This window comes from Rhizobium redzepovicii, from assembly GCF_019793435.1.
In the GTDB taxonomy this organism is placed as follows: domain Bacteria; phylum Pseudomonadota; class Alphaproteobacteria; order Rhizobiales; family Rhizobiaceae; genus Rhizobium; species Rhizobium redzepovicii.
On record NZ_JAILYH010000015.1, the window covers coordinates 125209 to 151616 of the forward strand.

The 26408-nt window shown below is 61.3% G+C and carries 28 protein-coding genes and 1 pseudogene; 19 read left to right on the plus strand and 10 right to left on the minus strand.

All coding sequences use genetic code 11. The annotated features are described in order from the left end of the window. The first annotated feature begins 116 nt into the window (after positions 1–116). Complete coding sequence (gene uvrB, locus K6N12_RS23375) at positions 117–3065, plus strand: excinuclease ABC subunit UvrB (protein WP_097625870.1); 2949 nt, start codon at positions 117–119, stop codon at positions 3063–3065. Between the two features lie 70 nt (positions 3066–3135). Here uvrB and K6N12_RS23380 read toward each other — a convergent pair whose 3' ends face one another. After that, entirely contained in the window at positions 3136–3834 is a 699-nt protein-coding gene (locus K6N12_RS23380) for a hypothetical protein (protein ID WP_097625871.1), read from the minus strand. 118 nt (positions 3835–3952) lie between these two features. Then, positions 3953–4675: an SOS response-associated peptidase gene (locus tag K6N12_RS23385; RefSeq protein ID WP_097625872.1), complete on the minus strand. Its 723-nt coding sequence runs from the start codon at positions 4673–4675 to the stop codon at positions 3953–3955. A gap of 258 nt (positions 4676–4933) precedes the next feature. Between K6N12_RS23385 and K6N12_RS23390 the strand changes: the two genes are divergently transcribed. The 4 genes from K6N12_RS23390 to dusA all read left to right on the plus strand — a co-directional run bounded on the left by K6N12_RS23390 (position 4934) and on the right by dusA (position 8214). Further along, complete coding sequence (locus K6N12_RS23390; RefSeq protein ID WP_097625873.1) at positions 4934–5320, plus strand: GNAT family N-acetyltransferase; 387 nt, start codon at positions 4934–4936, stop codon at positions 5318–5320. A 283-nt stretch (positions 5321–5603) separates the two neighbouring features. After that, entirely contained in the window at positions 5604–6071 is a 468-nt protein-coding gene (locus K6N12_RS23395; protein ID WP_088937801.1) for a DUF3828 domain-containing protein, read from the plus strand. A gap of 748 nt (positions 6072–6819) precedes the next feature. Then, on the plus strand, positions 6820–7032 hold the full coding sequence (locus K6N12_RS23400; protein ID WP_003540801.1) for a cold-shock protein: 213 nt from the start codon (positions 6820–6822) through the stop codon (positions 7030–7032). A gap of 180 nt (positions 7033–7212) precedes the next feature. Continuing rightward, the gene (dusA, locus tag K6N12_RS23405; RefSeq protein WP_131711770.1) at positions 7213–8214 is read left to right on the plus strand and encodes a tRNA dihydrouridine(20/20a) synthase DusA; all 1002 of its coding nucleotides are present in this window, start codon (positions 7213–7215) and stop codon (positions 8212–8214) included. A gap of 18 nt (positions 8215–8232) precedes the next feature. Here the strand turns inward: dusA and K6N12_RS23410 are convergent, their stop codons facing one another. Next, entirely contained in the window at positions 8233–9192 is a 960-nt protein-coding gene (locus K6N12_RS23410; RefSeq protein ID WP_097625918.1) for a S1C family serine protease, read from the minus strand. A 488-nt stretch (positions 9193–9680) separates the two neighbouring features. On the opposite strand from K6N12_RS23410, the gene K6N12_RS23415 reads away from it, so the two are divergent. The 5 genes and pseudogenes from K6N12_RS23415 to K6N12_RS23435 all read left to right on the plus strand — a co-directional run. After that, entirely contained in the window at positions 9681–10517 is an 837-nt protein-coding gene (locus K6N12_RS23415; RefSeq protein ID WP_097625919.1) for an alpha/beta fold hydrolase, read from the plus strand. Positions 10518–10598: 81 nt separating this feature from the next. Then, on the plus strand, positions 10599–10832 hold the full coding sequence (locus tag K6N12_RS23420; protein ID WP_375166047.1) for a hypothetical protein: 234 nt from the start codon (positions 10599–10601) through the stop codon (positions 10830–10832). Positions 10833–11021: 189 nt separating this feature from the next. Then, positions 11022–11237 carry a hypothetical protein gene (locus K6N12_RS23425; protein ID WP_097625921.1) on the plus strand — a complete coding sequence of 72 codons (216 nt, stop codon included), beginning with the start codon at positions 11022–11024 and terminating at the stop codon, positions 11235–11237. A 188-nt stretch (positions 11238–11425) separates the two neighbouring features. Then, complete coding sequence (locus tag K6N12_RS23430) at positions 11426–11923, plus strand: BA14K family protein (RefSeq protein ID WP_097625922.1); 498 nt, start codon at positions 11426–11428, stop codon at positions 11921–11923. A gap of 172 nt (positions 11924–12095) precedes the next feature. Next, positions 12096–12596, plus strand: a pseudogene (locus K6N12_RS23435) (GNAT family N-acetyltransferase); the annotation flags it as partial. A 102-nt stretch (positions 12597–12698) separates the two neighbouring features. Here K6N12_RS23435 and K6N12_RS23440 read toward each other — a convergent pair. The 4 genes from K6N12_RS23440 to K6N12_RS23455 form a co-directional block, all read right to left on the minus strand. Continuing rightward, positions 12699–13598, minus strand: a complete 900-nt coding sequence (locus tag K6N12_RS23440; protein ID WP_097625923.1) for a DUF3313 domain-containing protein — start codon at positions 13596–13598, stop codon at positions 12699–12701. Positions 13599–13769: 171 nt separating this feature from the next. Continuing rightward, positions 13770–15122: a sensor histidine kinase gene (locus K6N12_RS23445; protein WP_097625924.1), complete on the minus strand. Its 1353-nt coding sequence runs from the start codon at positions 15120–15122 to the stop codon at positions 13770–13772. Beyond that, entirely contained in the window at positions 15122–15793 is a 672-nt protein-coding gene (locus K6N12_RS23450) for a response regulator transcription factor (RefSeq protein WP_097625925.1), read from the minus strand. The genes K6N12_RS23445 and K6N12_RS23450 overlap by 1 nt, the downstream gene beginning before the upstream one ends. 264 nt (positions 15794–16057) lie before the next feature. After that, positions 16058–16615, minus strand: coding sequence for an NADPH-dependent FMN reductase (locus K6N12_RS23455; RefSeq protein ID WP_097626066.1), 558 nt, complete (start codon positions 16613–16615; stop codon positions 16058–16060). Positions 16616–16818: 203 nt separating this feature from the next. Here K6N12_RS23455 and K6N12_RS23460 point away from each other — a divergent pair, with 203 nt between their 5' ends. From K6N12_RS23460 to K6N12_RS23470, 3 genes are read left to right on the plus strand one after another with little or no spacing between them, the layout of a single operon-like run. After that, a complete protein-coding gene (locus K6N12_RS23460) occupies positions 16819–17820 on the plus strand; it encodes an ABC transporter ATP-binding protein (protein WP_097625926.1) in 1002 nt (333 codons plus the stop codon). Further along, the gene (locus K6N12_RS23465) at positions 17817–18617 is read left to right on the plus strand and encodes an ABC transporter permease (protein ID WP_097625927.1); all 801 of its coding nucleotides are present in this window, start codon (positions 17817–17819) and stop codon (positions 18615–18617) included. Before K6N12_RS23460 ends, K6N12_RS23465 begins: the two co-directional genes overlap by 4 nt. Further along, on the plus strand, positions 18575–19423 hold the full coding sequence (locus K6N12_RS23470; protein ID WP_179867122.1) for an ABC transporter permease: 849 nt from the start codon (positions 18575–18577) through the stop codon (positions 19421–19423). The genes K6N12_RS23465 and K6N12_RS23470 overlap by 43 nt, the downstream gene beginning before the upstream one ends. A 25-nt stretch (positions 19424–19448) precedes the next feature. Here the strand turns inward: K6N12_RS23470 and K6N12_RS23475 are convergent, their stop codons facing one another. Next, positions 19449–19970, minus strand: a complete 522-nt coding sequence (locus K6N12_RS23475; protein WP_097625929.1) for a winged helix-turn-helix transcriptional regulator — start codon at positions 19968–19970, stop codon at positions 19449–19451. Between the two features lie 91 nt (positions 19971–20061). On the opposite strand from K6N12_RS23475, the gene K6N12_RS23480 reads away from it, so the two are divergent. Both K6N12_RS23480 and K6N12_RS23485 read left to right on the plus strand, forming a co-directional pair. Further along, positions 20062–20703: a dihydrofolate reductase family protein gene (locus K6N12_RS23480; protein ID WP_131711771.1), complete on the plus strand. Its 642-nt coding sequence runs from the start codon at positions 20062–20064 to the stop codon at positions 20701–20703. 367 nt (positions 20704–21070) lie between these two features. After that, positions 21071–21274 carry a hypothetical protein gene (locus tag K6N12_RS23485; RefSeq protein WP_097625931.1) on the plus strand — a complete coding sequence of 68 codons (204 nt, stop codon included), beginning with the start codon at positions 21071–21073 and terminating at the stop codon, positions 21272–21274. A gap of 24 nt (positions 21275–21298) precedes the next feature. Here K6N12_RS23485 and K6N12_RS23490 read toward each other — a convergent pair whose 3' ends face one another. Next, on the minus strand, positions 21299–22174 hold the full coding sequence (locus K6N12_RS23490) for a bifunctional helix-turn-helix transcriptional regulator/GNAT family N-acetyltransferase (RefSeq protein ID WP_222148980.1): 876 nt from the start codon (positions 22172–22174) through the stop codon (positions 21299–21301). 130 nt (positions 22175–22304) lie between these two features. Here K6N12_RS23490 and K6N12_RS23495 point away from each other — a divergent pair, with 130 nt between their 5' ends. The 3 genes from K6N12_RS23495 (at position 22305) to K6N12_RS23505 (ending at position 24185) form a co-directional block, all read left to right on the plus strand. Further along, positions 22305–23117, plus strand: a complete 813-nt coding sequence (locus K6N12_RS23495; protein ID WP_097625933.1) for a hypothetical protein — start codon at positions 22305–22307, stop codon at positions 23115–23117. A 15-nt stretch (positions 23118–23132) separates the two neighbouring features. Next, positions 23133–23744 (plus strand): DEAD/DEAH box helicase family protein, encoded by a 612-nt coding sequence (locus tag K6N12_RS23500; RefSeq protein ID WP_097625934.1) that lies wholly within the window; start codon positions 23133–23135, stop codon positions 23742–23744. A gap of 72 nt (positions 23745–23816) precedes the next feature. Continuing rightward, positions 23817–24185, plus strand: coding sequence for a hypothetical protein (locus K6N12_RS23505; protein WP_131711772.1), 369 nt, complete (start codon positions 23817–23819; stop codon positions 24183–24185). 89 nt (positions 24186–24274) lie between these two features. Here the strand turns inward: K6N12_RS23505 and K6N12_RS23510 are convergent, their stop codons facing one another. Continuing rightward, positions 24275–24742, minus strand: a complete 468-nt coding sequence (locus K6N12_RS23510; RefSeq protein WP_097625935.1) for an Lrp/AsnC family transcriptional regulator — start codon at positions 24740–24742, stop codon at positions 24275–24277. Positions 24743–24776: 34 nt separating this feature from the next. Between K6N12_RS23510 and K6N12_RS23515 the strand changes: the two genes are divergently transcribed. Further along, positions 24777–26081 (plus strand): argininosuccinate synthase, encoded by a 1305-nt coding sequence (locus tag K6N12_RS23515; RefSeq protein WP_331813658.1) that lies wholly within the window; start codon positions 24777–24779, stop codon positions 26079–26081. Positions 26082–26408: the final 327 nt, after the last annotated feature.

Genomic DNA, 26408 nt, shown 5'->3' on the forward strand with positions numbered 1-26408 from the left:
AGACTCTTTGCCGACATTCCGCGCCCAACATTATTCGCCAATCCGAACGATTCATTCGTTTCCCTTTTGTACTCTTCCCTCTTCCCTTTCGCGCTGACTCTCTCCATATTCCCGCCATGGCCAAATCTCCGAAGAAATCCCCCGCCCCGAATGGCTTCGAGGAAGCTCCGCAGTCGTCCTTCGAGGGCGCTCCCCTGTCCGGCTCCGTGGCCGACTGGGTGAAGCAGCTGGAGGCTGATGCCGAAGCGTCGGGCGTCGAGACCCAGCGCCAGATCGCCTCAAAGGCCGGCAAGCACCGCAAGAAGGTGGAAATCGCGGCTTCGAAATCGGCGCGTGGCACTTCGATGGGCGGCTCGACCGACCCGAAGACGCGCGCGGCCGCAGGCCTCAACCCCGTAGCGGGCATGAATACGACGCTGGAGGAAGCCTCGTCGCTGCAGGCCGGCACCGCCGTCACCGCCACCGTCGAGGCGCTGTCGGCGCTGATCGAGAGCGGCAACCCGCTGCATAAGAACGGCAAGATCTGGACGCCGCACCGCCCGGCCCGGCCGGACAAGTCCGAAGGCGGCATCCGCATCCTGATGAAGTCGGATTACGAGCCGGCCGGCGATCAACCCACAGCTATCCGCGATCTCGTCGAAGGGCTGGAGAATGGCGACCGCAGCCAGGTGCTGCTCGGCGTCACCGGCTCCGGCAAGACCTTCACCATGGCCAAGGTGATCGAGGCGACGCAGCGCCCGGCCGTCATCCTGGCGCCGAACAAGACGCTGGCCGCCCAGCTCTATTCGGAATTCAAGAATTTCTTCCCCGACAACGCGGTGGAATATTTCGTTTCCTACTACGATTATTACCAGCCGGAAGCCTATGTGCCGCGCTCCGACACCTATATCGAGAAGGAAAGCTCGATCAACGAGCAGATCGACCGCATGCGCCACTCGGCGACGCGCTCGCTGCTCGAACGCGACGATTGCATTATCGTCGCCTCGGTCTCCTGCATCTACGGTATCGGCTCGGTCGAGACCTATACCGCGATGACCTTCCAGATGTCGGTCGGTGACCGGCTGGACCAGCGCCAGCTGCTGGCCGACCTCGTCGCCCAGCAATATAAGCGCCGCGACATGGATTTCACCCGCGGCAGCTTCCGGGTGCGCGGCGACACGATCGAACTCTTCCCCGCCCACCTTGAAGATGCCGCCTGGCGCATCTCGATGTTCGGCGACGAGATCGACGCCATCACCGAGTTCGATCCGCTCACCGGCCAGAAGGTCGGCGATCTGAAATCGGTGAAGATCTACGCCAATTCGCACTATGTCACGCCGCGCCCGACGCTGAATGGCGCCATCAAGTCGATCAAGGAGGAGCTCAGGCTTCGCCTTGCCGAGCTTGAGAAGGCCGGCCGCCTGCTGGAAGCCCAGCGCCTGGAGCAGCGCACGCGCTACGATATCGAAATGCTCGAAGCCACCGGCTCCTGCCAGGGCATTGAGAACTATTCTCGTTATCTCACCGGCCGCGACCCCGGCGATCCGCCGCCGACGCTGTTCGAATATATCCCCGACAACGCCCTCGTCTTCATCGACGAAAGCCATGTCACCGTGCCGCAGATCGGCGGCATGTACCGCGGCGACTTCCGGCGTAAGGCGACGCTGGCCGAATACGGCTTCCGCCTGCCCTCCTGCATGGACAACCGGCCGCTGCGCTTCGAGGAATGGGACGCCATGCGCCCCGACACCATCGCCGTTTCGGCCACCCCCGGCAGCTGGGAGATGGAACAGTCCGGCGGCGTCTTCGCCGAACAGGTGATCCGGCCTACGGGCCTGATCGACCCGCCGGTCGAGGTCCGCTCAGCCCGCACCCAGGTCGACGACGTGCTCGGCGAGATCCGCGAAACCGCCGCCAAGGGCTATCGCACGCTGTGCACCGTGCTGACTAAGCGCATGGCCGAAGACCTCACAGAATATCTGCATGAGCAGGGCGTGCGCGTCCGCTACATGCACTCCGACATCGACACGTTGGAGCGCATAGAGATCCTCCGCGACCTCCGCCTCGGCGCCTTCGACGTGCTCGTCGGCATCAACTTGCTGCGCGAGGGCCTCGACATTCCCGAATGCGGCTTCGTTGCCATCCTCGACGCCGACAAGGAAGGTTTCCTGCGATCCGAGACATCGCTGATCCAGACGATCGGCCGCGCCGCGCGCAACGTCGACGGCAAGGTCATCCTCTATGCCGACCAGGTCACCGGCTCGATGAAGCGGGCGATGGAAGAAACCGGCCGCCGCCGCGAAAAGCAGATGATCTATAACCAGGAGCATGGCATCACCCCGGAATCGGTGAAAGCCAGAATCTCCGACATCCTCGACTCTGTCTACGAACGCGACCACGTCCGCGCCGATATCTCAGGCGTTTCAGGTAAGGGCTTCGCCGATGGCGGCAACCTCGTCGGCAACAACCTACAGGCCCATCTCAACGCGCTCGAAAAGAGCATGCGCGACGCCGCCGCCGATCTCGACTTCGAAAAAGCCGCCCGCCTCCGCGACGAAATCAAACGCCTCAAGGCCGCCGAACTGGCCGTGATGGACGATCCGATGGCCCGAGAGGAATCCAAGGCAATGGAAGGTAAAGCTCGCGACAAATACCCTTCTCCCCAGCGGGGAGAAGGTGCCGGCAGGGCGGATGAGGGGGCCACCCCCTCCTACTTCGCTAAGCCTTCAATCGACGACATGGGCCCAGGCACCGACACTGCCACGCCCCTCTTCCGCAAACCCGCCCTCAATGACATGGGCCGCGACATCGCCGAACCCGCCAAGAAGAGCCTGTTCCGCAAAAACGACCTCGACGAAATGACGGTCGGCCGCACGGAGAAGCCGGTCGCCGGACAGCTGCCGGAAAAGCCCGATGCCGCCAAGGGTTCGAAGCGGTTTTCACCACTGCTGGAGGGCCAGCCGGAGCGCGACGATGGCCTGCGGCCCGTAGTACGCGCCCGGGTGGGCGCCGGCAGCTACGAGGATCCGGGCGAACAGAAGCGTAAGGGCCGGACGAAGGGGAAGACTGGGCGGCCGGGGCGGTGAGCGAACGGGACGCCGAGTGAGGGAGCCCACTCCGCAAAATAACCAATGCCGCGGCGAACATACTTCCCCCTCATCCAGACCCGACCCTCCCCGTCCCCGCTACCAGCGCAAAATAAATCCGCTCTACCCGACAGGCTGCACTCCTGGCGTTCGCCTCGAACCCCGCCGCCGGCCAGCCGCGCCGAGGGCTGCCGTCGGCCGCAATCAGCCAGTACCAGCGCTCGTCCGACCCCGTCAGGTCGATCTTGAAGATCCGCCCCATGCAGGCATCGCCGTAGAAACCGATGAAATCGTCGCCGGGCTTTTCCTTCCAGGAGTGGCGCCACCTCCCCCGCGGCGTCTCGCCGCTGACGACCATCTCCCAGCTCTTCCAGCCGTTATAGTCCGATTGCGCCGTCAGGGAGCCATCATAGGGTTTCGCCTCGATCTGCAGGCAGCCTTCGAGAAACTCTGCGACCGAGTTGCAAACGCTGTTCCATGCCTCGTCACTGTGCCAGGTCAGTTTGTAGGCGAACTCATCAGAGACATTCTTCAAGGCAGCGGCGACGGTGGAGGCCACACCTTCCCGGCTCGCCGGTTCGCCGCGCAGCCTGATAAGGAGATAGGTGCAGAGAAAATCTGCCGTATCCCGCGCGATCGGTTTGATGACATGAAGGTTTCGGCGCTTGCCGACCTCATAGCCGCCGAAATCCCGGATGCGGCGCTGAGGCTGTTTGCGAAGGGCATTATTGAGGAACGATCTGAGAAGCGTTCCGATATCGTCTTGCATGCGTTTCCTCTCCTCGTGAGGATGTCTCTGCCGCATGGTTTCGTGAATGGCTCCGCCCGAGCCGTAAAATCAGAGCAATTCCGGGCGCAAAACGCCGCACGCTTTTGCCCGGATTGCTTTAGATCAGCGTCGGTTCCGGATCGTCCTCGACCTCTTCGATGATCTCCGGCCTATCGTTCTTCGGAGAGCCGACATCCCGGCCGATCTTCCACATCGTCATCAGTTCGGAGGGGAAGGATTTCAGGAGATCGTTCGGGTCCGGTTCGGGCGACAGCCATCTCTCGTAATCGGCGCGATGCAGAATGACGGGCATGCGGTCATGAATCTCAGACATCATCTCGTTCGGCTCACAGGTGACGACGGCAAAGTTGCGGATGGACACGCCCCTCTCATCCGTCCACGTCTCCCAGATGCCGGCGAGCGCAAAAGGCGAGCCGTCGGTCATGGCGATGGCATAGGGCTGTTTGTTCTTGCCGGTCCCGTGAATGTCCTTCCATTCGAAGAAGCCATTGATGGGAATGAGGCAGCGACGCGATCGGTATGCCGAGCGGAACATGCCGTTGCCGCTGATCGTCTCGCATCTAACATTGACTGGCGGCGGCCTGCCGCCGGGTTTCGCCCAGGAAGGCATCAGACCCCAGCGCGCGGTCACGAATATAGGCCCCGACGTATCGGGTTCGCGCACGATATCCCTGATGATAATAGGATAATCTTGCGACGGCGCCCCATTCCAGCGGGGAAAGCGGTTTCCCAGCCCGTCGATATCCCCGCCCTTCACTGCAAAGGCGAAATTGCCGATCAATTCTTCAAGCGAAGTTTTTACGAAGATGCGTCCGCACATTGTGCTTCCTGTCGATCGAATATTAGACGTTCTGATTATGTTCTCAGCGGTGACGTCGTCAACGAAGCGTCAGTTGTGGCCGTTCAGGAATGCCCCTTCGCGGCCAGGATGACACAGAAATGAAGGATGAGAAGTAGGCGCCCTCTCGTCGAGGCTGAGAGGAGGCCTGCCCCATCAATCGGTCTATTGCGAAGCAAGGCGAATTGGCGGAAAAAACACGTCAGGCAAGCGGCGTGACAAACGAATCGGAAACCACCCATGCCCGAACTCCGCATCGACCCCTTCCCCTCGCCCGCCGAACTCAACGCCCTCTGGTCGGCAGCCTGGAACACGCCTGAAGCACCGGATTTCTCCCGCATCCTCCCCCGCAGCCTCACCCATATCGGCGCCTATCACGACGACACACTCGTCGGCTTCGTCAACGTCGCCTGGGATGGCGGCATCCATGCCTTCATTCTCGACACCTCAGTGCATTCCGACCTGCGCCGGCAGGGGATTGCGACGCGGCTGGTCAGGGAAGCGACGAGAGTTGCGCGGGAGCGCGGCGCTGAGTGGCTGCATGTCGATTTCGAACCGCACCTGACCGGCTTCTACCGCGCCTGCGGATTTACCCCCACCGCGGCGGGCCTCAACAAGCTCAGATGAGACCGCACCTTCCTGGTCCTGTCTCAACACCAAGAGGTCGCGGGATCGGCCGGAGAGCGTTATCTGCGCTGATAATGAACCGGCAGATGGTTGACGTGGCCAAGCAAGGCGGCGTCGATTTTACCTCCGCTCGGATTTTGAACGAGACTGGACAGCTGGCTCGCCTCGGTTGTGGAATGACGACCGAAGGCGAAAGGCCGCCCGGTGGGATACCTTCCAAAAATGCACCTCCACCTTGATACCCGTTTCGGTTATGATTTCTCGTCATCCGAGGAGAGCCCGCATGCGCCTGCCCACATTCATCCTGGCCCTGGCCGTCTCAGCGCTCGCAGCCTTGCCCGCATCGGCCGAGACGTACAAGACGCCGAAAGCGCTGCTCAAGGCTCTCTACAGTTATAACACCGACAACAGCGACGCCGAGGCGCCCTCGCCTTACTCGATCTTCTTCTCCGACCATCTGAATGAGCTCCTGCAGGCCGACCTCGACAACACGCCCGAAGGCGATGTCGGCGCGATCGACTTCGATCCCGTCATCGCGGGCCAGGATGGCACGGCGAGCGACGTCAGGATCGGCCAGCCGATCCTGCTGGATGACAAGGCCGAGGTGGAGGTGCAGTTCGAAAACGGCGAAGAGGTGACGCTCTTCTACACGCTGGTGCGGCAACACGGCGGCTGGAAGGTTGACGACATCGCCAATCAGAAAGGGGATAATCCGTGGAGCCTGAGCGCGTTGTTGGGTGATGCGCAGTAGGCGATTGTCAATGGCCCCAAGATCAGCCCTCATGGTGAGGAGGCCCGAAGGGCCGTCTCGAACCACGAGGGCGGGCGTGGAAACCTCTGATGCACCGCATCCAGAATCGAGGTGATGGCGCCGGTGGCCGCCCCCGTCTTTCGAGGCTTCAGCCTTTGGCTTCCGCACCTCAAGATGAGGGCGGAGCGAGGGCGGCGCCAGGGGCACTGGACCTCCCAGGGCTGCCCCCACCACCGACGCCAGCCCCCCGGCCATCCACCCTCGTAGTTCGAGACGAACCTGCGGACCTCCTCACCATGAGAGCTGATTGATGTACCGAAGCAGCAAGCGCCGCCAGACGACAAAATCCATGCCCGGCTATCGAATCTACCCGCTCGTCCCGTTTCGGCACGGAATCGCGCTATGGCACAGCCGTGCAAGGAACCGCTAACTTTTGGTCAAGTATCTGAATCTTCGACATTTCCCGACTTCGATGCGGGCATGCCAAAATAATCCCGCTTGCTTTTTGCCCGAAAAGCTGGCACCAATTCACCTACTCGGGCATTTGCATGCCGGTGACTGGACTGATGTGGTAATCCCTTCCGTTTGGAAGGCGGCGCGGGACTACCCGCCTACGTAGACGTTCTTTCCCCGTACGTGACTTCTCCGACTGACCCTTCGTCCCAATCGATCGGGGCGAAAGCTAAAGCCGTCCGCTTCCTCTCGGGGGCGCGGATACTACACAGACTAAGGGAAAAGGACGATCCCAATGGCCACCAAGGGCACCGTAAAATTCTTCAACCAGGACAAGGGTTTTGGTTTCATCACGCCGGACGGCGGCGCAAAGGACGTTTTCGTCCATATCTCTGCGCTGCAGGCTTCTGGAATCCAGTCGCTGCGCGAAGGCCAGCAGGTTACCTTCGACACCGAGCCGGACCGCATGGGCAAGGGCCCGAAGGCCGTCAACATCTCGGCTTCGTAAGTTAGACTTTCCGCTTCGGCGGCATGAACGGCGCTCCACAAGGGGCGCCGTTTCTGTTTGCGTGAACGCCATTTGTCGATCTCACCGCCGGATGTTATATGCGCGCTGAAGAGATGATCCCGCCCCATGGCGGTGCGGCGCCCATGCGGCCCCCAGAGAACAACGAATTATGGAACGTCGATGACGCAGAAGAGCCCGATTTTCGCGGTCGCCCCGATGATCGACTGGACGGATCGGCATTGCCGTTATTTCCATCGCCAGATCAGCCGGCAGGCGCTGCTCTATACCGAGATGGTGGTGGCCGATGCGATCATCCACGGTCCGCGCGACCGGTTGCTCGGCCATGACGCAGCGGAACATCCGCTGGCCCTGCAACTCGGCGGATCGGATCCGGCCAAGCTTGCCGAAGCGGTGAAGATATCGGAATCCTACGGTTATGACGAGATTAACCTCAATGTCGGCTGCCCCTCCGACCGGGTGCAGTCGGGCACCTTCGGCGCGTGCCTGATGCTGACGCCGGAAACGGTGGCCGAATGCATCGCGGCGATGAAGAGGGTCGCAACCGTGCCGGTGACGGTGAAATGCCGGATCGGCGTCGACGAGCAAGAGCCGGAACAGGCCCTGCCGCAGTTGATCACCCGCGTTCTCGATGCCGGCGCCGACGCGATCTGGATCCATGCCCGCAAAGCCTGGCTGAAGGGCCTGAGCCCCAAGGAAAACCGCGAGATCCCACCGCTCGACTATGAGATCGTCTACCGGATGAAACAGCGCTGGCCCGATGTCCTCATCGGCATCAACGGCGGCATCCGCACGCTTGATGAAGCCGCCGCCCATCTCGCCCATGTCGACGGCGTCATGCTTGGCCGCGTAGCCTATCAGAATACGGCGATCCTTGCCGAAGTCGACCAGCGCTTCTTCGGCGCTCCCGCGGGAGAACCGGACTGGGAAGACCTGCGCGATCGGATGATGATCTATGCCGAGCGCCATATCGCCAGTGGCGGTCGGCTGCAGCACGTGGCCCGCCACATGGTCGGCCTGTTCACCGGCCTGCCCGGCGCCAGGCGCTACCGACAGATCCTGTCGACCGACGCGGCCAAAAGCGGTGCCGGGCCGGAGGTACTGGCCGCAGCTTTTGCGGCAGTGGATTTTTCGGGAGTGGAGCAGGAGGCGGTAAGCGCCTGACGGAACGTGACGTCTTTGTCACGACGTCCGCGCCACCGGCAACAAGGTCTTCTTTTCGATCCGACCCGCCACCGAGAACACCAGTATCTCCGTATCCCGGTCGATCCTGCTGCCATCCATCAGCCTGACGATATCGTCGACACCGCCGACCGGACTGCCGTCGATGGCGAGGATGTAATCGCCCTCCTGCAGCCCTCCCTTTGCTGCCGGTCCGTCCGGCTCGACGCGCCGGATGCGAACGGAGGTCGTCTGCACCGTGCCAGCCGCAAGCGCGACGCGGCGCGGCAGCACGATCGTATCGCCTGCGATACCGATGAAGGCGCGCCTGACCCGGCCGTAGCGGAGAATTTCCGAAACGACAAAATTGGCGGTATTCGACGCTACGGCAAAAGCGATGCTCTGCGCGCCCTGGATGACGGCGGTATTGACGCCGATGACCTCCCCGCTGGAAGACACCAGCGGCCCGCCTGAGTTGCCGGGATTGAGCGCCGCATCGGTCTGGATGACATCCTCCATCAGGCGGCCGCTGGCTGCCCGCATCGACCGGCCGAGCGCCGAGACGATGCCGGCGGTGACAGTCCATTCGAAACCGAGCGGGTTTCCGATCGCGATGGCGATATGGCCTCGGCGCAACCGCTGGGAATCTCCGAGCCTCGCCCAGGCGCCGGTGCTTGTGTCGGCGCGAATGACGGCGATATCGGTATCGACATCGCGGCCCAACACCCGGCCTTCCGTAACGAAGCCGTCGGGCGTGGTAATGCGGACGACTTTGGCGTCGTCGACGACATGGCTGTTGGTAATGATCAGGCCGTCTGGCGAGACGGCGAAGCCCGACCCATGCCCCTGCCGGCCACCGACCCTCTCGATCCGGCTGACGGCCGGCCCGACCGTGTCGACTGCTGCTGCGATCGATTGTGAATAGGCATCGATCAGCGCCCCATTATTCTGAGGCGCTATCGCTTTGTCCATGTAACCCATGATTTGATCCTCAGGCGGGAATAACCGTCGTCCGCGGCCCAAGCGGTCTTGGTTGCGACGGTTCGCCATCATACTGTTGTTGAGGATTAGATGGTTGGGCCTCGAACGCGGTTCAAGTGAGCGAGGGTAGCTCCCGCAATTGCGATAGCACGCGAGCATAACTAGGCGGACAGCTATATCGAACTACCCGGACAGATATCTTGAACGAACGGCAAAAAACTGGCTCACTGCAGATGTTCGCCCGTGCAATCCGCTGCCCTCGATACGCTATGACCAGCCTGTTACGGCGACAATGCATCGAACCATACAAACTGCGGTCATATCAATAGAATAGAAACAGGCCTTCAATAACAACATCGAGCCGGCGTTGCCTGCGGCTTAACCTTCTTGCCCAAGCCTCGCGCGGCAGCGCTCGTCGTCTTGCCAATTCTGCCGGCAACGGCGCAAATTTCCGACCGCATCAACCCCACCAACAAGGAAGCTATGAAATGAGCAAAGTCACCACCAAGGACGGCGTCGAGATCTTCTACAAGGATTGGGGGCCGAAGGCCGCTCAGCCGATCATGTTCCATCACGGCTGGCCGCTCTGCTCCGACGACTGGGACGCCCAGATGCTTTACTTTCTCGAGAAGGGCTACCGGGTCGTCGCCCATGACCGGCGCGGCCACGGCCGCTCGACCCAGGTCGGCGAAGGTCACGACATGGATCATTACGCCGCCGATGCCGCAGCCGTCGTCGAGCATCTCGATCTCAGGAACACCGTCCATGTCGGCCACTCCACAGGGGGCGGCGAAGCGACCCACTACGTCGCCCGTCATGGCCAACCCCAGGGCCGCGTCGCCAAGCTCGTCATCATCGGCGCCGTACCGCCCATCATGGTGAAAACGGCTGCTAATCCCGGCGGCCTGCCGATCGAGGTGTTCGATGACCTGCGCAAGCAGCTCGCCGCCAATCGCTCGCAATTCTACCGTGACCTGCCGGCTGGCCCGTTCTACAGCTTCAACCGGCCGGGTGCGAAGGTGTCGGAACCGGTCATCAACAATTGGTGGCGCCAGGGCATGATCGGCGGCGCCAAGGCGCACTACGACGGCATCAAGGCCTTCTCGGAAACCGACTTCACCGAAGACCTGAAGATCATCACCGTGCCGACCTTCGTCATGCACGGCGACGATGATCAGATCGTGCCGATCGCCGACTCCGCTTTGCTCTCGTCGAAGCTGCTGCAGAACGCCACGCTGAAGGTCTACGAGAAATTTCCGCACGGCATGTGCACCACCCATGCCGACATCATCAATCCCGACATCCTCGCCTTCATCAAGGGCTGAACGATCAATCCGCCGGGCGCCGATCAGGCGCCCGACGGCCGGCATCACAAAAGGGCGCTGTCGCCGCAGACTGATCGATTGATAGCCGGTGACGCATTTTCTCATGAAACCGTTTTCGCCGATTTGCGTTTAGCGGCCATGACAAGAGAACGTGAACCCTCATCAAAGGCTTACCGGCAGGATCGGTTCGAGAACACCGAGCGAGCTGCCAAGGAAACCATCGAGGCTGAACAGCGGGCCCGCCGGGAGAAAACCAAGCGGCTGAAAGAACTGCGCCTGTCGAAGCAAATCGGCAAGGACCCCACAACCAAGTAGATTTTCTGTCAGGTCGAAACGCTCATCGCTATCATCCCATACCGCGCTGCCTCGCCAGTATCCTTCCGAGTGGGCGCTCCCCGAATTGTTTTGAATATCGGACGTTCGCCCATCTTGCAGAGCAAGGATCGCGAAATTATCTTTTTTTCACCGTTAGCGATTCACGGCATCGAAAGAGGGTAGATTGCGATGTCAGACAAGCTGTTCAGCACGCGTGACGAACCGCTCGCATCCGAAGACCTCGATGTGTGTAGGCGGGTCCATGAAGCGCTGTGTAGCGAGTTCCAGATCGACCGGTCAGGCGAGCAAGCCGACCGCCTCGGCGCTCTTATCATCGAGCTTTACCGGCAAGGCGTGCATGACGAGAGCCAGCTTCGATTGCTGGCCGGCGGGAAGCGAACCTGATAACGCAATTCCGCCGCGCGCTGGAAGAGCATCCTTCAGCCTCCGGCAGGACACGCTCCGCCGGTGGCCGAGCTGCTTTTTACGTTAGCGGATACGCACATAGGTCATCCCTCCCCATCCCAAAATGAAACCAATTGCCTTCCGCTGCGTTATGCCCTGGATACATCCGTTTACCCAAGGTGAGTGAAATGAACAGGTTCGCCATCATTGCGCTGTCGATAGCCACGGCTTTCTCCGGAGTGCCGGCTTCGGCAGGCCCGGTCTTCGTGCCGAACACCATGCAATCGGCTCCGGGGTCAGGTAATGCCGATGCCCGGATTATGACCGTCGGCTGCAGTCCTTACTCCATCGTCTGCTCGCGCTACGGCGAAACCCGCAGATACAACAATAACCGCAGCTACTATCGCGATCGCCACTATGATCGCGACCGCCACTATCGCGACGACCGCTACGGCTGGGATCGCCGCTACGATCGCCGGTATCGTCACCACGACAATAGCGGCGCCATCATCGGCGGCCTGGCTGCCGGCGCCCTCATCGGCGGCATCATCGCCTCGCAGCCGCGCGCCTATTCTTCACCCGGCTACAGCTCGCATGCCGACTATTGCTACAGCCGCTACCGGTCCTATCGCGCCTACGACAACACCTATCAGCCTAATTACGGCCCGCGCCGCCAGTGCCGCTAGCCAGTCTACCCGTCAGCAGCAAGCCTCGCATGAAGATGCGGGGCTTTTTTTGATCTTGCTCGGGCAACGCCTGCGCCATCAGTGACGCCCGCGCCCCAACACAACTCGCTTCCCAACAGCGCCCAGCCGTGCTTGTCTTCCAGCTTGTGAGCCGCGCGCATCGATGAATTGCGCCGCCGGCTGGTCTCCCGATCCACACCGCGCCGGCGACCAAGCCTATATTTTGGGCGAACTCCAGCGGCTACGCCAGCACAGATCGGGGTTCCTCAACGGCCTCATTGCTGGTGACCAACGGGGCAGCGGGATCCGATCGCCGGAGTTGATCACCCGTCTGTTCTAGATATGGGACGGCGAATTCTGCGGCAGCATCAGCCTGCGTTTTCAAGCCGGCACCGAGGAACTGCCGTCCGAAGTATCGGGACATGTGGGATACTCCGTCGTGCCGTGGAAACAGCGCAACGGCCACGTGACCACCGCCCTTAAACTGCTGCTGCTGGTCGCGGCAAAGGAAGGCCTCCACCGCCTCGTCATCCTCTGCAACGAGGACAATCATGCCTCGCGGCGCGTGATCGAGCGCAATGGCGGTGAATTGTTTATGCGCGGCCCGCATCCCTCCGACAGGCCCGATCAGCTCAAACTCTATTTCCGGCTGAAGGCAGGAGCCACCGGCTGACGTGAAAATGCGGGACGGATTTCCAGACGGACGGAACACGGGCCTTGCCCGCCTTTGCTCCGTCCGTCCCGTCAGCCTGGGCGGGGCTGAGCGCGCATTTTTTCAATAAGTCGCCGCCGGTGTCGGCTTCTTCTCCGTCCATTGCGGCGGCACGCCGTATTTGGCGGCCACCGCGCCGATCAGTCCGGGCGATCGCCCGAAGGCATCGCAGGCGGCGTATTTCGGTTTTCCGCCGAGCCAGGATTTCATCCGCTGCCCAGACGGCAGCGAGATATCCACACCCTTCGGCTCCCTGCCCTTGATCAGCATCCGGGAAAACTCGCTGCTGAATTTCGACGCCAGGCTATAGGCATCGCCGACTTCGGAAACGCGGGGCGTGTTCTGCAGCGAGTTTGCCCCACGCGACCAGACGATCGCCGCCCGCTGCACGCCACCACTGTCGACGGCCTCCGCCTCGACCGCCAGTCCGCCGAGACCGGCCGGCAGCCGCGGCACGGCGACCGGCAGCACGAAACCGGTACCAACGGTGACGACGGTGGAAACACCAGCCATCGCCTTATTGGTCGGCACGATGTCGGTAACGACGGAGCGAATCGTCAGGTCCGCCGGCTGGCCTGAAGAGACCAGCTGAAATTTGTCGCTGAGCGAAATGCAGAGCGCTCGGTCCAGCGCATTCGCCACCATCACACGGTCCGCGTCCGATTTGACACGGGTCGCGGCGCTGAAAGCGAAGCTCGTCGGCACGATGCTCACCGTATTTGCCGAGATAAGGCGCGTCCCATCGACATAGACGCGCGATTTCGACAACTTGCCCTTCGGCGCGCCGAGATTGCCGTAGGAGGAAAGCGTGCCGGCCTCTTTGAGCGGCACCGAGCTGCATCCTGCCCCTGCCATAGCGAGCGCCATCAACACGGCGAGAGACAAGCCTCTCGGCGCCCATGGCAAAGAAAATGGAAATGGATTGCTGAGCACGCTGTCTGGCCTCCGTCGCCGGTAGCGCATAACCCCGAAAGTCGAAATCGATTTTCGGAAAATTATGCGCGGGTTTAAAGCGCTAGAGCGTCCTTGGCGCGTCTTGTAAGACGCGCGGCGCTCTAGGTGTTTAGTCTCCAGCGAAAGTGGCGGTCGAGAATTGCCGCAACATTACAGGCCGCTTCCGACAGGCGTACGCGTCTATGCGAGTTCGATCGTCACCCGCGTCCCGGCAACACTGCTTTCGATGCCGACTTCGCCGCCATGGTTTGCGGCGACCTGCCTGACGAGGCTGAGGCCGAGACCGGCGCCCTTGCTTCTGGGGGTGACGCGATAGAAGGGCTCGAACACCAATTCGCGATGTTCGGCCGGAATGCCCGGCCCTTCGTCGGCGACGCTGATCCTGTCGCCGCCCGAAACCGCGCGCGAGACCGAAACCGTGATCATACCTCTGTTGCCGCCATGATCGATGGCGTTGCGCACCAGGTTGCTGACCGCCCGCGGCAGGGCGGAAGGGCTTCCGCGGCGTTCAAGCCTATCCGCATCGCTTTGAAAGCAGATCTGGTAACCGCCCGCGATTGCCAGCGGCGCGAGGTCGGCCACCACGGTACGGGCGATGCCGACGAGATCGACCGTTTCGTCAAGATCGACCGCCTGGTCGTTTCGCTCGAAATCGAGGAGCTGCTCGGCCGCCTCGGCCAGCCGCGCCACGTCGTCGAGCATCCGCCGCCGCTCCCGGCCGTCGGGCATCCCGTCGATACGTGTCTGCATGATGGCGATCGGGGTGCGCAGTTCATGCGCAGCGTCGATCAGGAAGCGCTGGCGCTTGCGGAATTCATTCTCCAGCCGTTCCAGCGCGCCGTTGAAGGCCGCTACCAGCGGCGACACTTCCCGGGGAATGCCGCTCACGGGAAGGCGTGCGCCCTGCCGGCGCGGGTCGATTGCCGCCGCCTCACGCGCCACCTCGCTGATCCCCCTCAGCGACCGCCCGACGATCCTCGGGACCGCAAAAAACACCGCCGGCAGGGCGATCACCAGAAGCGGCACATAGATCGGATAGGTCTCTGTGAGCATGGTCAGGAAGGTGGCGCTCCGGCTCGGGTTGCCGCCATACATCACCCGCAAAGGCCCGATCCCGGTCTCGACGCTGTCGATCGAGGCACTCTCGCCGACAGATGCGGCACCGCGTATATCGGCCTCCTTGATCAGATACACATAGGGGCCGAGCGCCTGATAGGCCTCCGGCACGGCGCCATAGGAAACCGTCTGCCCGTCCGGCGTCGCCACGACGAACCAGAGCCTGTCGCTCTCGGCCTTGAAGGCGCGAAGACGCGGGCTGTCGGTCATGACGAGCCTGCCTTGAGCATCGCGGGCCAGCGCCTCATCGAGCGCCACAGTCAGCCTGTCCTCCGTGGCGACGTTCGGCGAAAGGATTATCGCCCCATAAATGCAAAGGCCGACGATGACAGCCGCCACCACAGCGACGAAGACGATGCTGAGCTGCCAGCTGAGTCGCCACCACAGCGACGGATTGGCGTCTTGCGCCTTGGCCATCATTCTTCCTTCATGAGATAGCCGACGCCGCGGATATTATGGATCGCGACGCCAGCGCCGGCATCGATCAGTCGCTTGCGCAGCCGCGAAATATGCGCGTCGAGCGCGTTCGACTGGATCTCCTCCTCGTAATTATAAACCGCCGCCTCCAGCGTCGAGCGGAGCACGGTCTTCTCCTTCCGCCTGGCAAGGGCTGCCAATACCAGAAGTTCGCGTCGCGGCAGGTCGAGCGGCACCGTGCCGACCGTGACGCTGAGGTGCAGCGGATCAATCACCATCCGCCCGGCGGCAATCTGCAATTCGGCAAGATCCGGCGCCCGCCGCAGCACCGCCCGCAGCCGTGCCATCAGTTCTTCCACGAGAAACGGCTTGCCAAGATAGTCGTCGGCGCCGAGGTCGAGGCCTTCGACCCGCTCCTTGGGCTCGTTGCGCGCCGTCAGCACGATGATCGGCGTATGTTTTCCGGTCCGCCTCAGCTCCGGAATGAAGCTCAACCCCTCTCCGTCAGGCAGGCGCCGGTCGAGCAGAATCGCGTCGTAGTGGTTCTGCCGCGTCAACTCGACGGCATCGGCCAGATGCATCGTGTGGTCGGTGACGATCCCATGTTTGCCGAGTGCTGCCGACAGTGCCTCGGCCAGTTCCCTCTCGTCTTCTATCAACAATATTCGCATCGCCCGCCTGTGTCTCAGTTTCCCTTTTCTCCGCCACAAGGGTTGCGGCAGCATTGCGGAGCTTGCAAGGCGCCGGTCATGCTGCCGCAATTGTCGAGGTCCAGCACAGAAGATATCCGCGGCGCCTAGAAATCGAGATGATCAGACCTATCCTTCGTCTCCTCACCAGACATGCCCTCTCCGCCTTCATCGTCGCGGCGCTGCTCGCAGCCCCGCTCGCAATACTGCACTCGCTTCACGGAAAAGCGGCGTTCGAGAGCGGCCTCATGATGGAGGTCCGATGACCGTCTGGCCAGCTGCCTCGCAATAGGCCGAGAAGGCCTGAAGATAGGCCTGCACCCTCGAACGGTTCTCCGCCGTCTCGACCGCCCGCAACACCTCGGCCGGTTCCAGCTTCATCAGAGGAAGCCGGAGAAAGATATCCGCTGCGAACCGATCGGTGATGGTGGCAAGGATCGTGCGCAGGCCCTCCAGCATGTCATCGCCCCGATGCGATGCGTGCAGCAGCGCAACGGGCTTGTGGACGATCTGCTCGCCAGAGACCAGCCAGTCGATCGCGTTCTTCAGGCCGCCGGGGATGGATCGCACATATTCCGGGCTGGCGATGATCACCCCGTCGCTCCCAGCGATCGATGCGACGAAATCCCGCACGGCCGCCGGCAGAGCTTCCCCCTCGAGATCGGGCGAGAATACCGGCAAACCTCCCACACCATCGAAGATCGCAATTTCGATATCACTTGGGGCAACGGCGCGGACAGCCCGCAGCATGGCCGTATTGGTGGAATCGCGCCTAGCGCTGCCGGATATTGCGAGAATCTTCATGAGCCCAACAGCGATCGATTGACCGCGGCTGTCAACGCAAAAGGCTGTGGCGCCGCGCGTCTTTTCGGAACGGCAGGCGGCGCGGGAGCGCTTCGAATTGCGCGATTGAGGGAAAGGCAAAAGCGACTTTTGCTTGCACTGGCCGAGCCCGGCGTTAGCTTGGGTTCCAATCCTGACAGCTGCCGAATCGGCGGGAAATACAGATGACGGCTTTGATCGAGGCACGGGGCGTCAGCAAACGCTTCCGGCAGCACAAAAGATTTCCGGGTTTTCTGGGCGCCCTGAAGACGCTGGTGACGAGCGAATATACCGAAGTTCTGGCCGTTTCCGACATCGATTTCGACGTCGCGGCCGGCGAAGCGGTGGGGTATCTCGGCCCCAACGGCGCCGGCAAATCCACGATGATCAAGATGATGACCGGCATCCTCGTGCCGAGCGCCGGCACGGTCTCGGTGCTCGGCCGCACGCCGCATCTGAGCCGCATGGATAATGCTCGCGAAATCGGCGTCGTCTTCGGCCAGCGCAGCCAGCTGTGGTGGGACCTGCCGCTGGTGGACAGTTTTACCTTGCACCAGCGCATCTACGACATACCCGTTGCCCGCTATGCGGATAATCTCCGGCGCTTCAGCGAGCTGCTCGACCTGACGCCCTTTCTCGACCGCGCGGTGCGCCAGCTCAGCCTCGGCCAGCGCATGCGCGCCGAGATCGTCATGTCGCTGCTGCACGATCCGAAAATCCTCTTTCTGGACGAACCGACCATCGGGCTGGATGTGGTCGCCAAGGATGCGGTGCGGCGCTTTCTTGCCGAGATCAACCGCGAGCGCGGTGTGACCATCATCCTCACCACCCACGACCTGCAGGACATCGAGACCATCTGCCCGCGGCTGATCATGGTCGATCACGCCAGGCTGATCTTCGACGGCGAATTGAGGAGCCTGCGCGCCGCTTTGGGTTCGGCCCGGCGGCTGACCCTCGAATTTGCCAGCGACCCCGGGCCGCTGCCGCTCAGCACCGCTTCGCTCGTCAGCGACGAGGGCCTGCGCAAGAACTATCTGATCGAACGCGAAGACGTTTCGCTGGTCAGGATCCTGTCGGAGGTCGGAAGCGACCGCGGCCTCAAGGATGTGGCTTTGCACGAGCCGGACATCGAAGAAGTCATCCGCACCTTTTACCAGGGGCGCAACGCCAGGGCGCGGGCGTCATGAGCGCCTATCTCGCCTTTACCCGGAGTTCCTTCCATTCCCAGCTCGCCTATCGCAATGAGGTCTGGGCCAACATCTTCGGCAAACTGGTGCAAGTCTTCGCCCGCGTCGCCATCTGGCAGGCCGCCTATGCCGGGGTCGGTGCAGTCGTGGTCGACGGCGTCTCGCTGCAGCAGATGGTAACCTATGCGCTGCTCGGCGGCACGGTGATGGGCGCCACCCGGCCTGAAAGGATCATCGGCGAGATCGGCCGGTCGCTCAAAACAGGCGATATCGCTGTCTGGTTGCTGAAGCCGCTATCCTATCCGCTCTATCTCTTCGCCAACGAATGCGGCAGCTTTTTCTATCGGCTGATGACGCAGGTGATCCCAACCATCGCCTTCACCGCATTGTTTTACGGCATGCTACCGCCGGCAAGCCTGTTCCACGCCCTGATGTTCATCGCCTTCTGGGCACTTTCCTTTACGCTCCTATTCCTGATGTCGGCGTTCTTCGGCCTCATCGCCTTCTGGCTGATGACGAGCTTCTCACTCGACTGGATCCTCGGCGCCCTGCTGCAATTGTTCTCCGGCGTACTCGTGCCTTTCTGGTTCTTTCCCGAGCCGCTGGCGACGGTCGCCCGCCATCTGCCCTTCGCCTGGGTCGTCTATTATCCCAATGCCGTCTATCTCGGCCGGCTTTCGACTGCCGACACCTGGCTTCATCTTGGCCTCGGTCTCGGCTGGGCCGGATTGTTCCTCTTGGGCGTCCTTTGGCTATGGCACTCAGCCTCCACCCGCATCACCGTGCAGGGAGGCTGACCGTGCTCCTCCACCACCTCCGCGTCATCCCGTTGCTGGTGCGCATGTATGTCCGCTCGCAGATGGAATATCGCGGCGCCTTCTGGCTCGATCGTCTTGCGCAGATCCTCTCTTACGGCAGCGTCTTCGCCACCATCGGCATCCTGCTAGCGCGATTCGACACGCTCGGCGGCTGGACCTGGCCGGAGTTGGCGCTGTTGTTCAGCTTCCAGCTGCTCGCCTATTCTCTCGGTGCAGCAATGAGCTTCGTGCAACTGCGCGACCTGGAAGAACTGGTGCGGCTTGGCACCTTTGATACGCTGCTGGTCAAGCCATTCAGTCCCTGGGCCTATCTGATCTTTTCCGGTCTCAACATCAGCTACGCCGGCCACGTCATCCTCGCGGTGGCGCTGATGGGCTGGGCCGTCCTATCCGTCGATTTCGGCTGGTCGGTCTGGTCCGTGTCATTCCTCATTGCCACGCTCACCAGCGCGGCGTTGCTGACCGCCTCGTTGATCACGATGATCGGCGCCACGGCACTGATCTGGGTGCGCTCCAATCACTTGTTCTCGATCTTCTTCGGCTTTTGGGAATTGACGCGTTATCCCCTCAACATATTTCCCGGCGGCATTCAGATCACCCTCATCACCGCGGTGCCATTAGCCCTCACCAGTTCGGTTCCCGTCGCCGCCCTGCTCGGCAAACCCGTCCCCATCCTCGGGGACTGGGCCGCGCCTGCGGCTCTGGCGGCCGGCCCGGTCTGGGTGCTGATCGCAATGGCGTACTGGCGCTACGCCACCGGGAAATACCAGGGCGCCGGCGGCTGATCGGGCCGGGTGATTTCCCACGATATCAGGAGGCCAGCGCCGACGATTTCGCTCGGACCTCGAGGAACGCCGCCGTCAGCTTGGCCAGCACCGCCGAGGTGCGCGTGCCGTTGGCTCCGCCGATCGGATCGACGATATGGATTTGCCGGAGATCCTTCATGAAGTCGTCCCAGAGCGGCGGCCCGCCTTCTTCGAGAAGCTGCGCCCGGATGCTCAGCTCCTCGCTGACAGGCAGATGGCGCCGCCCCCAGGCGCCGATCATAGCGAAGACGGGAACAAGCTGGATGGCCGGCTCCTCGAGGCTGTAGATTGCCTTCTGGCTGTGGCTCGGATCGTCCCGCTTGCTGATAAACCCCAGCGAGAGCAGGCGCTTCAGCCTCGCCGCCAGGATGTTGGAGGCGATCCCCTCTTCCGAATGGGTCAGAAGATCGCGGAAATGGCGACGGTTGCCAAACATGATGTCCCGGATGATGATGAGGCTCCACCTGTCGCCCAGCACCTCCATCGTCAGGTTGATCGGGCAGCCCGACCGCAGTTCGATATCCACGACATGCACTCCTAGAAAAAACTGGTTGCAATATAGGATCACTCGTGAGATAACGCAACCGGTTTCAAATCGCAATTAGATGGAGGAGAACATGTCAAAGGTGCGTGTCGCAGGGTTTTCCCTGTCCGTAGATGGTTTCGGTGCGGGTCCGGAACAAAGCATGCAAGATCCGCTCGGCAAACGCGGAGCCGAGATGTTTCAATGGTTTTTCCATACCAGCACTTTCCGCGCGATGCAGGGAAAGGACGACGGTTCACAAGGGATTGACGAGGACTATGCCGCCCGCGGCATGGCGAATTTCGGCGCCTTCATTCTCGGGCGCAACATGTTCGGCCCCATTCGCGGCGATTGGCCTGATGAGAGCTGGAAGGGCTGGTGGGGGCCGAACCCGCCCTATCACGCGCCAACCTTTATCCTGACGCACTACCCGCGCGAACCCCTCGTCATGGAGGGCGGTACGACCTTTCACTTCATCACCGGCGGCATCGAAGATGCACTTAAAAAGGCGAAGGCTGCGGCCGGCGACAAGGACGTGAAAATCGGCGGCGGGGTCAGCACCGTCCGCCAATATCTGCAAGCCGGCCTGATCGACGAATTGCATTTCGCCATCTCGCCCGTCGTGCTCGGCAAGGGAGAAGCGATGTTCGCCGGCATCGACCTGCCCGCCCACGGCTTCCGCGTCGCCGAGCATGTCGCCACTGAACACGCCACACATATCGTGCTGGCAAAATAAACCAGCCGCCGATCTGACTTGATATCGCCTTTGCCAGCGCGCATGCCGCAGGATGTCTGCGGCAAAGATGGCGATGACGACGGTCGGAAGCACCGGCAGCCTAGCCGCATCCAAAGCGTCCGCAACATCAAGACCGAAACCCCGATGCAGAAGATCAGACAATCCTTAGCAGGTGCCGGTCTGACGGCCGTCAATACATCCCGTTGGCCCCTGGAGCCGGCCCGGAACCGTACGTCATCGCACCATTCTAAAATGGCAGTGGTGTTCGCATTTTATAAGCGTAAAATTATATTGTCGGCCATAAGATTTTTCGGCGGGACCGCTTAAGAGTTGCTGCGGGTTCTTGCCGGTCAACGGAGTGCGCGTGATGCTCCAATCCCTGATTTACCTCGACGACCGCGAAATAATCCTCGTCACCGATGCCGTTCGGCAATGGTGCTCCGACAGGAAGGTTGACGTCGACAGCGTCGAAGGACGCCGCGCCGTCACCGCCGCCGTCGATCTTGTCCAGACGACCACCGACCGCGACAGGCTTTTGGCCGAACTGTCGAAGCATCTGGCTCACCAGTAGGGCCATCGATCCATCGAACTTCTTCTAAAGACGCTTTTCAAAAAACGTGTCGGGATATGGGTCGTCATTGAAACGGCCGATCTCAACCCAGCCGCTTCCGCGATAAAGCTGTTGCGCCTCGGAAAGCGCGCTGTTCGTATCCAGGCGCAGGAGCTTGACGGACAGTTCGCGGGCGATGGTCTCGGCGGCCGTCATCAGGCATGTTGCGAGCCCGAGACCACGTGCGGATGGGGCGACCCACAATCTCTTAACCTCTGCGACCTCGCCGCCATCGCCCTTCATTCCAACGCAGCCGATCGGCAGGCCATCGGACATGGCCACCAGAAACGCACCGCGCGGACGGATCATATCCGTGGCATCGGGATCGCGGGACAGCGACACATCGAAACCCTTCTCGAAGCGGCGTGCAAGTTCGCCGTAATATTCGCTTAGGCAATAGCGGGCATCCTCGTGCCGAGGGTCCTTCTCCTCGATCACGATCTGGTCGCGCTTCAGCGAGGAAGCAATCATATCCATGGCGCACAGAAGTTCTTCCGGACGGCGATGGCGCGCCAGAAATGCTTCCGCCTGCGCATTGGAAAGCGCTTCATAGGCTTGAAACTCGGACCGGCCGTTTTCGGTCAATCTGACGACGCGGCGACGTGCGTCCTCAGCGTTCGGCACCGTCTCGATGAAACCCTCCTCTTCCAGGCTGCGCAGCAGGCGGCTCATCAAGCCGGAGTCGAGGCCCAGATAATCGCGGATCGCGGCAACATCCGATTGTCCCCGGCCGATCGAATTGAGCACGCGGGCAGCCCCCAGCGGACGTCCGCGTCCGAGGAACGAGCTGTCGAGAGCCCCGACCTCGGAGGTGACGGCACGGTTGAAGCGACGGACGCGAGAGATAGGATCGCAAACCATATTATCTGACTTAAGTCAGATAACTGCCGCTGTCAATTTGGAGCGCACTGGCCGGTCGCCGGCCTGCAGCTATCTTGCCGATCAGCATCCCCTCGCCTATGGGATGACAACGTCCCGCAAGGCTCTCCCAGTGTCCCGTTTTACCCTCCACGTCCTGATCGTCGTCATTCTGACGCTGCTCACGCAGATCGGCGGCGTCGCCTATGTCATCGCCCTCGCCGCGTCACGCGCCTGGCGCATCCGCCGCTTTCTGGCAAAGCTGACCATCTTCCTGCTTTTTTATGCCGGTGCGTCGTTTGCCGCGGGCCTCGCAGCCCCGATGTTCGGGCGCGTTCCCCTCTCCTGCAGATCGGTCGCCACTGACAGGCTGGTGATCCGCTCCCCGATCTATTGCCTGCTGAACCGCAATTACGTCACGCCTGACCTGCGCGATCTGGCAAAGGCGCTTGCCGCTCACATGGACAAGGAATTTCCGGGCACCGTCACCGTTGCGCTCGATTCAAATTTCCCCTTCGTAAACGGCTTTCCGCTGCTGCCGCATCTGTCGCATGCTGACGGGAAAAAGCTCGACTTCGCCTATTATTACAAGAATGCCGACGGCGCCTTCCTGAATGGCGCCACCCGCTCCCCGATCGGCTATTTCGCCTTCGAAGAGCCGGCACCAGGCGACGAACTGCCATGCCAAGGCCGCAACGACTGGCTGACCACACGCTGGGATTTCGACGCGCTGCAGCCATTGTTTCCGGCCTATGGCATCGAGGAGCAGCGCACATCGGCCGCGGTCGCCTGGCTGACCAGCGAAGGCGTGGCACGCTTCGGCCTGCAGAAAATCTTCATCGAGCCGCATCTGAAGAACGCGCTTGGCATCACCGACAGCCACGTCCGCTTCCAAGGCTGCCGTGCCGCCCGCCACGACGACCATATCCATATCCAGATTGAATGAGGGACGTTGCTCCGTATGAATATTTTCATTCTGCTGATCGGTTTTCCGGGCGTCGGCAAACTCGCGATCGCCAAAGAATTAAGTCCGCTTGTCCCCGCAAAGATTATCGACAATCACTGGTTCAACAACCCGATACTGCGCCTCCTGGATGACGGCGGGACGTCCCCCCTCCCGGAAGGAATATGGGAATACACCGGCAGGGTTCGGCAAGCCGTCTTGGATGCGATCGTGGCCTATAGCGCGCCTTCGGCCAATTTCATCTTCACGCATGCCGGGATTGACGGCGATCAGCGAAGCATGCGCACGTTTCAGCAAATTGCTGCCGCAGCACAACAACGCCAAGCCTTGCTGGTGCCAGTGCGGCTGCTCTGCGATGAGGACGAGTTGGCGCGCCGGATTTCGACACCGGCACGCCGTGCCCACCTGAAATCCACAGATGCGGAGGCGTCGAGAAAACGCAGCCGACAAGCTTGCGTTCTCGATCCTCAACATCAAAACACCCTCGTCCTGGATGTCACTTTCGCGTCACCGCAGGAAAGTGCGGACGCCATTCGAAATCATGTTTCGGAGGCGGTAGGCAAGGCGACGACTGGCCATATTTTGAAAGCGGACAATGGCAGCGCTTAGTATCGACAAAGATCGGCGCAAGGTCACGAGATGGAGCAATCGGTCCCTCATCGGCTGCCAAGGAGAGACGCCATGAATGCCCTCACGATCCTCTTCCTGATTGAAACCTGCCTCTATGCCACCGCTTCGCTCACCCATGCCGGCTTTATCCTTGAAGCTCACGAGCACCGCCAAGCGATGATCGCCGAAGCGGTGATAGCGGCCGTCCTTCTGCTCGGCTTGATCTCGTTCATCCTCAACCGCCCATGGAGCCGAACGGCGGCGCTCTGCGCCCAGACCTTCGCGCTCCTCGGCACTCTCGTCGGCGCCTTCACCATCGCCGTCGGCGTTGGCCCGCAGACCACGCTTGATTATATGACTCATGTGGTGATGACCCTGCTGCTGGGTTTGAGCATGGTCTGGCTCGCGCGAAGGCGGAACCCTCCTGCCGCTGGTTTCTAAGCACGCGTGATCTCTGGCCTCTCCTTCCAGCCCTCATCCCGAGAAAGGCCGGGCTGGCCATCCACCGACATGCAGGATGCCACGCGCACCTATCGCAAAGGCAGTTCGTAGCTCCGCTTCAACGTTTCCATCGGCACATCGGTCTTGACGCTGAGGACGCTCGGAATGCGGGTCAGGTGGTCGGCCTGGAAACGCCAATAGCTGTGCAGGTCGGCAGTGACGATCCGCAGCACGGCATCACATTCTCCTGTCGTCAGGTAGCACTCCATCACCTCGGGAAACCGCCGGACCGCTTCGGCGAAGCGCAGCGTAACCTCGGCATCCTGGGTCTTGAACCATACGCGGGCAAAAACCGTCAGCCCCGCCCCAACCTTTGCCGGGTCCAGCACAGCAACATACCGATCGATAACACCCGCCTCTTCCAAGAGCCGCACGCGGCGCAGGCAGGGCGAAGGCGACAGCCCCACCTCCTTTGCCAGTTCGACATTCGAAATGCGCCCGTCGCGCTGAAGCACGCGCAGGATATGGCGATCGATCGCATCAAGGATGTTCGGCACTTTATAGCTCCGAGTTCTTTCATAGTGGCATAATATGCCAAACGATCGCAATTTTGAGGCTTCTTCGCAAGCTAGTTGCGCAAGACATGACCTATCGTTGCAAGCATCGATATGGAGACGGTTGATGGCAAGACAGATAGATAAAATCGTGCTCGCTTATTCCGGCGGCTTGGATACCTCGATCATCCTCAAATGGCTGCAGGAGACCTACGGGTGCGAGGTCGTGACCTTCACCGCCGATCTCGGCCAGGGCGAGGAGCTTGAGCCGGCGCGGGCGAAGGCAGCAATGTTGGGGGTCAAGGACATCCGTATCGTCGATCTGCGGGAGGAATTCGTTCGCGACTTCGTCTTTCCGATGCTGCGCGCCAACACGCTTTATGAGGGGCAGTATCTGCTCGGCAGCTCCATCGCCCGGCCACTGATTGCCAAGCATCTGGTCGCCATAGCCCGGCAGGTCGGTGCTGATGCCGTTGCCCACGGCTCGACAGGCAAGGGCAATGACCAGGTCCGGTTCGAACTCGCCGTCAATGCACTCGATCCGTCGATTGAGGTCGCTGCTCCCTGGCGCCAATGGAACATCCGCTCCCGCATGCAGCTTCTGGAATATGCCGAGATGCATCGGATCCCGGTGCCGAAGGACAAGCGCGGCGAAGCGCCCTTCTCGATCGACGCCAACCTGTTGCACACCTCGACCGAAGGCAAAATCCTCGAAGATCCGGCCGAGGCCGCGCCCGAATACATCTATCAGCGCACGGTCGATCCTGTCGACGCTCCCGATACCCCCGAGACCGTCACCATCGGCTTCGAAAACGGCGACCCTGTATCCGTGAACGGCCAGGCGATGACACCCGCTGCCTTGCTCACAGAACTCAACAGCTTCGGCGGTCGACATGGCGTAGGGCGGCTCGATCTCGTCGAAAACCGCTTCATCGGCATCAAATCGCGAGGCATTTACGAGACGCCGGGAGGCACGATTTTGCTTGCGGCGCATCGCGGCATTGAAACGATCACGCTCGATCGTGCCGCCGCACACCTCAAGGATGAGATCATGCCCCGCTACGCCGAGCTGATCTACAATGGCTTCTGGTTCTCTCCCGAGCGGGAAATGCTGCAGGCTCTGATCGACCGGAGCCAGGACTTCGTCAGCGGCGAAGTGACGGTACGGCTCTACAAGGGAAGCGCTACGGTCATCTCCCGCACCTCGCCCTGCTCACTCTATTCCGCCGATCTCGTCACCTTCGAGGAAAGCGCCGTCGCCTATGACCATCACGACGCCGAAGGCTTCATCAAACTCAACGGATTGCGGCTCAGGAGCTGGGCAGCCCGCAACGGCAGATGAGCCTGCCTTGCGTCGGCGCGTTGGCAGCCGCGACCGGGAATCTGATTTCAAACGATCTTAAAAAGACACACGAAAAAGCTAATCGATTTTAATTTTATCATTAAAATTTTCTTGTTGCGGCGCAAAAGAATTTAGACATTAGCTATATCGGATGCTCACTGTGTTCGTTGGAAGGAACTCGCATGACTGTGACATTTCCGCTTACTGAGAAGCGCGATGCGGAGGCGTTGCTGAAGCACTTGACGATGCACAAACTCAGTTTTCCGGGAAACTGCGTCGTGTCGCTCAAAACGCATATCGCGCAGGTATCATCCTCGCATACAACAG